Here is a 4951-nt window from a genome sequence, read left to right on the forward strand (position 1 = left end):
CCACACTGGATAGCTTTATGCAGAAACAGGCGCAATGGCTGGCTCATTTAATGGAAAAGGGCAAGGCGCAGCCGATTCAGTTTACCCTGCCGAAAACCCCGGCGTGCCCACGTTGTGGCGGCACGATGCAAAAACGCATGGGGAAAACAACGCCGTTCTGGGGCTGCACCCGCTACCCGGCGTGTAAGGGGATGCTGAATGCCAGCGCGGTAACCGGCTCCCGAAAAACCCGGCGGGGAAATTCGCCGGCATGAAAATAGGGTTATTGATTGATCCCATTGACGGATGCTTTAAAAATCACGCAGTTTTTAGCCGAAAACTCCCGTAGCCTGAAAGGGAGCGCCTGTTTGCGGTACATCTGCCCCCCTTTGGAAGCAGATATTGCCAGTCCAACGGCAGTGAAGGTTTTTTTATTCTTTATCAGAACGCCAACACCGTAGGTGTCTGACGCCCGGCGGGAAAAATCATTCCCGTCAGGGAAGCGGATTTTCTCCGTCACACCGTATTTTTTACCTTTATGGAGAACATCGTATGTCTGAGAACACCCCATCTTTAACCAAAAACGACTATTTCAACCTGAATATTAAAGGACTGGGCTATCTGAATAATATCCGCCATGTCAGCACCGCCAGTGGAACGTTCCTGAGCTGTGTGATCAATGCGCTGAACGGACCGAGTGATAACCCGGTCTATGTGCGTTTTGATATTACCGTGGTCGGCAAGGAAGCAACCAGTCTGGTCGGCCGTTGCCAGAAAGCGGTTGACGAGGACAAAAAAGTCTTACTGGGCTTTACGTTAAGTAATCCTTCAACGGATATCTTTACCCTGAAACGCGGTGATCATGCGGGTGAACAGCGCGTCAGCCTGAAAGCCCGTCTGATCAAAGTTGACTGGATTAAAATCGGTCAGGAGAAAGTGTATCAGGCTGAACAATCCGACTCGATGCCGCCTCAGAACGGCATTACGCAAAAAGAATATGCAGAAAATTCCTTCTGATATTCCATCGACCTGCCCTGAGCTTTCAGGGCATTCCTTTATGAATAAGACAGCAGGATACCGTGATGAATGTTGCACCGATTGGGGTTCTGGCCCTGCAATATTGCCATAAACAATTACCGTTAACCGTGTTGCGAAGCCGTGCGGGGTTTTATATCGGCACGATGGATGCGGGAGAGCCGTGCTCGCGTGAGTCCGTGGAGTATTTTGCCTACCGCGAACAGGCGGAGTTTGCCCTGAAACAGGGGCAATGGACACAACGTCAGTCAGTTTAACCGATAAGGAAAGGAATATGGCTTCACGCGGAATTAACAAAGTGATTTTAGTGGGTTATCTGGGGCAAGATCCGGAAATTCGTTACCTGCCGACCGGCGGTACGGTGGCCACGCTTTCACTGGCTACTTCAGAGAACTGGCGGGATAAACAAACCGGCGAGTTGCGGGAAAAAACGGAGTGGCACCGGGTTGCCATTTTCGGCAAATTAGCCGATATCGCGGCGGAGTATTTGCAGCAAGGGGCGCAGGTGTATATTGAAGGCCAGCTGAAAACTCGCAAATGGCAGGATAATCAGGGGCAGGATCGCTACTCAACCGAAGTAGTGGTGAATGTGAATGGGTCGATGCAGATGCTGGGGAGTCGTGGGGATTTGAAGAACGCGGCATCTCAGCAGGCTGGACATAAGCCAGTACAGAAGCAGCTACCAACTCAACCTGTTAATCAGGCAAGAAAAAAAACACAGCCAGTACAGGTCTCAGTGTTACCGGAAGAGGATGACACCGACTGGGATTCGGAAATTCCGTTCTGAGAGGTGTTTTCTTCATTAACGTATTGCCCTGTGATGACAGGGCTTATTAAACTGGCTAAAGCCATAAAAAATGGAGCCGATGTTCGGGGTTCATTAATAATTGTATGATTAGTTCGTTTGCTTAAGTGTGTGGGCCAAGGAATCGATCGCCATTCAAATGTATCATGTGAGTCGGAGCATCAGCGACCCAAACCTCTGTTTCCCACGATAGATCCATAAGATACTTTGCCATCGTTTTACGGTCAGGGAATGCGGTGACATATACCAATCCGGGTTTAGAATTTGCAAATAATTTTGCTAATTCGCCGTGGCGTTTTCCATCAACTGGACCATGAGATGTGACAGACTCGATTAACAGTAACCAATTACGTTCTTTCCAATAAAGAACAACATCAGGCAATTTTCCTTTACGGTCAACAATGACGCCTAACTCAGCAAGTCGTTCCTTACGGAAATGAGCTTCTTTCGCACCGGTATCTCCGATATATATAACTTCGGCTTCTGGGGCGAAGCGAGGTCCAAACTCAACAATGATATCCTTGATCAGCTGGCTATGGGCTCCAGGGCTTAAGATTAAATCCGTACCGTCATTCAGCTTTAGAGGGATCATTTCCATTTTTCTCGCCATAGCATATTGTTCAACTAAAGTGGAAATATTGTCCATATGCTCCTTGATTGATATATCCCATTCAGGAGTACCGTAAGTTAACAGTACAGCGTGTAATTCAGATGCTAATTGATAACAGGATTTAGGTGAGTTAACAGCCCGATCTGGTTCATCAGGATTGTATAAAGCGATTCCGCCATCACAAAATTGGTGAAGTGTTTGTCGGCGGAAAGTTTCACGTGTGTTCGGCGCATATTCTTTGCCGTATACATCTCTACACCAATCCATGATCGGAGTAACGCCTAACATAGGCCTTCGTATTTTTTCCCAACTCCCATCAGGAGGAAGGTCAAGTAGCGCGAGTAAGGTCAGAGCTGAACGTTCATTTATTTGAGCACGAGGCATTCCCAGTAAGCGCAATATTTCAAGAGATTGCTCGATTTTTTCTTGCGCTTTAAGTGGATCAGTAGTTTTTCCTTCTGTCATCAAGTCTAACTCCCTATTAATGATTTCATCAATGTGGTTACTATTAAGAATTTCATCGCCCACCTCACGGCCCATTTTCCGTAAAACTTCCAGTGAAGGATAGTGAATTGACCTCAAATCTGTGGCATTTACTTGGGTATGCCCCCCAAATTGGCGGTAGTATTTGTCCAGTAAAGTGCAATTCAAATAGGCATAAAGCCCACGGGCAAGATCTGCATCCATACCAGCTTTTTTAATATGGAAAACGTTGGTTTTATTTTCAAAACCGATCAAATCACCTGGAAGGGATGAATCATACAATGTAGCCATGATTCGCTTTTTTTCATCCTTGCTACTAAACCTTTTTATAATCAAGAAGTAACCTTCATTCTTCCAAAGCCATGGCCGCGATGAATCGGAGACCCTTATAGCATTTGGTTTTTTCCCGCCGAGAGGCCAATGAACTTTCCCATTTAAATGCTGGGGAAAAATAAGCGGCACTGATTCAGAATCCAAATTTTCGCGGAGGTCGTCTCGAAGTCGGAAGTTGACTACCGGCCCTGTGCTAACCTGAATTTTTAGATCATCTAAAGTTGATGTGAAAGGTGACAATCTTTCAATAATATGTTGTTCTCTTGGACTTGCTGCGATATGAATGAATTTTTGTTTATCCGCAGGATTTACTATCTTGTCGATGGAAACCTTACGTTGAGTCATATCTGTTGCTGTTATTTGCCCAGTCTCTTCATCAAGATGAAAATCGGATGTTGGGCTTGAAGTGATTGTTACTTCACCCTGTGAAACACCTTTGATACAGTGAATGATAATATTTTCTTGAAGAACTTTATCTTCTGCAAAAACAGTATTACGAGAGTCAAAAATATGGATGTGCTTGATGGACGTTTCTGAAAGTAGTTGTTCACGGAAAGGTTGATAATACGGGCCATTACAGAAAGACCTTGGAATGATTGCTACCAACTCCCCCCCCTGCCTCAACTGTTTTAAAGCTAAGGCAACGAATCCTGAGTATAAATTAACCGTTTCTATGCCTGCATTGCTCAGCGAAATTCGATGAGCGCTGGAAGATAGAATTTTTTTGTATGGCGGGTTCATAATTACATGACTATACGTTTCAATCTCTTCACTATTGGAAAGATTTTTCACGAGTAGGCTTGTATCAATAATGTAGTCTGTTTTGTAAACCTTATATGAAAAATTTTTCCCAAACTCCTTACTACAGGCTTCCAGTGTTTTATCTAGGAACGGTAACATCACATCTTCGATGTCGTAGACATCAAGCTCTACTCTTTCGACTCCCAGGCTCAACGCTCGATCGATAAATGCAGCAGAAAGCGACCCCACTCCACAGCCGGGGTCAAGTAGCTTTACGTTACTCTTGATGTTGTCGAATAGACTTGCCAAGAACAAACAAATTGGTGCAGGGGTCATAAATTGACCGAGCGCTGATTTGGTCTTAGGGTTGAGCAGCTTATTCGCTTCTTTTCTGTTTTGTTCAGCCAATTTCAACAGGCGCATCATATTCCTACTTAGTTACAAAAGTTCAAAACTACAAATTGTTCTTTCCCAGAGATGATCCTGAGAGTCAACACGCTTCGCTGGATGGCAATGTTACTACAAATAGATAATAGAAGAAGATTGATCTGATCCAAGATTAGACACAACGCTTAATTAGTAATGTCCTCTTTTGGCTGTGAGTTCAATTGACTCATGCAACTTAAGTGTTTTATTTAAACAGCATCAGTTATTCAACTAATTCAATTTACTTGTAAAACTTACACGTTCGATTATTGAATTAGATAACGTAATTCGTTAAAGTAAAAAAGCTATCAGCAAAATCTGATAGTGAGGAATCTCAGGCCTCTTAAACACTCCACTGGTAGGATGTTTCTACCAGTGAGCCTGTTATCGCCCTTCTATGGCGGTTCAGGCGGGGGAGACTAACGTCTCGCCGGTTGAGTGTACCCGGTACCTGAGAATCCCTGTCTTGAATCGCCACCACTTAATAATCAAAAGAAGGGGAAGCAGGTATGACTATGACTCACACTCAGAAAGACTGG

6 protein-coding genes are annotated in these 4951 nt (G+C 44.6%); 4 read left to right on the plus strand and 2 right to left on the minus strand.

Annotated elements, in window-relative coordinates; translation table 11 throughout:
• Window positions 1–254: topoisomerase DNA-binding C4 zinc finger domain-containing protein (locus BM100_RS21755; protein WP_175495001.1), on the plus strand; the 254-nt coding region annotated here is incomplete at its 5' end.
• Between the two features lie 8 nt (window positions 255–262).
• Here BM100_RS21755 and BM100_RS21760 read toward each other — a convergent pair.
• Window positions 263–499, minus strand: a complete 237-nt coding sequence (locus BM100_RS21760) for a hypothetical protein (protein ID WP_092514831.1) — start codon at window positions 497–499, stop codon at window positions 263–265.
• A 32-nt stretch (window positions 500–531) separates the two neighbouring features.
• Between BM100_RS21760 and BM100_RS21765 the strand changes: the two genes are divergently transcribed.
• The 3 genes from BM100_RS21765 (at window position 532) to ssb (ending at window position 1801) form a co-directional block, all read left to right on the plus strand.
• On the plus strand, window positions 532–996 hold the full coding sequence (locus tag BM100_RS21765; RefSeq protein WP_038240200.1) for an STY4534 family ICE replication protein: 465 nt from the start codon (window positions 532–534) through the stop codon (window positions 994–996).
• A 65-nt stretch (window positions 997–1061) separates the two neighbouring features.
• Window positions 1062–1271, plus strand: coding sequence for a hypothetical protein (locus BM100_RS21770; RefSeq protein WP_092514805.1), 210 nt, complete (start codon window positions 1062–1064; stop codon window positions 1269–1271).
• 17 nt (window positions 1272–1288) lie between these two features.
• Window positions 1289–1801, plus strand: coding sequence for a single-stranded DNA-binding protein (ssb, locus tag BM100_RS21775; RefSeq protein ID WP_092514833.1), 513 nt, complete (start codon window positions 1289–1291; stop codon window positions 1799–1801).
• Window positions 1802–1922: 121 nt separating this feature from the next.
• Here ssb and BM100_RS21780 read toward each other — a convergent pair whose 3' ends face one another.
• On the minus strand, window positions 1923–4412 hold the full coding sequence (locus BM100_RS21780; protein ID WP_244590742.1) for a BsuBI/PstI family type II restriction endonuclease: 2490 nt from the start codon (window positions 4410–4412) through the stop codon (window positions 1923–1925).
• Window positions 4413–4951: the final 539 nt, after the last annotated feature.

Origin of the sequence: Xenorhabdus mauleonii, from assembly GCF_900113945.1 — a bacterium.
In the GTDB taxonomy this organism is placed as follows: Bacteria; Pseudomonadota; Gammaproteobacteria; order Enterobacterales; family Enterobacteriaceae; genus Xenorhabdus; species Xenorhabdus mauleonii.

Coding starts and splice junctions, on each gene's coding strand:
- BM100_RS21765 (WP_038240200.1), top strand. CDS start 532: ATGTCTGAGAACACCCCATCTTTAACCAAAAACGACTATTTCAACCTG.
- BM100_RS21770 (WP_092514805.1), top strand. CDS start 1,062: ATGAATGTTGCACCGATTGGGGTTCTGGCCCTGCAATATTGCCATAAA.
- ssb (WP_092514833.1), top strand. CDS start 1,289: ATGGCTTCACGCGGAATTAACAAAGTGATTTTAGTGGGTTATCTGGGG.
- BM100_RS21780 (WP_244590742.1), bottom strand. CDS start 4,412: ATGATGCGCCTGTTGAAATTGGCTGAACAAAACAGAAAAGAAGCGAAT.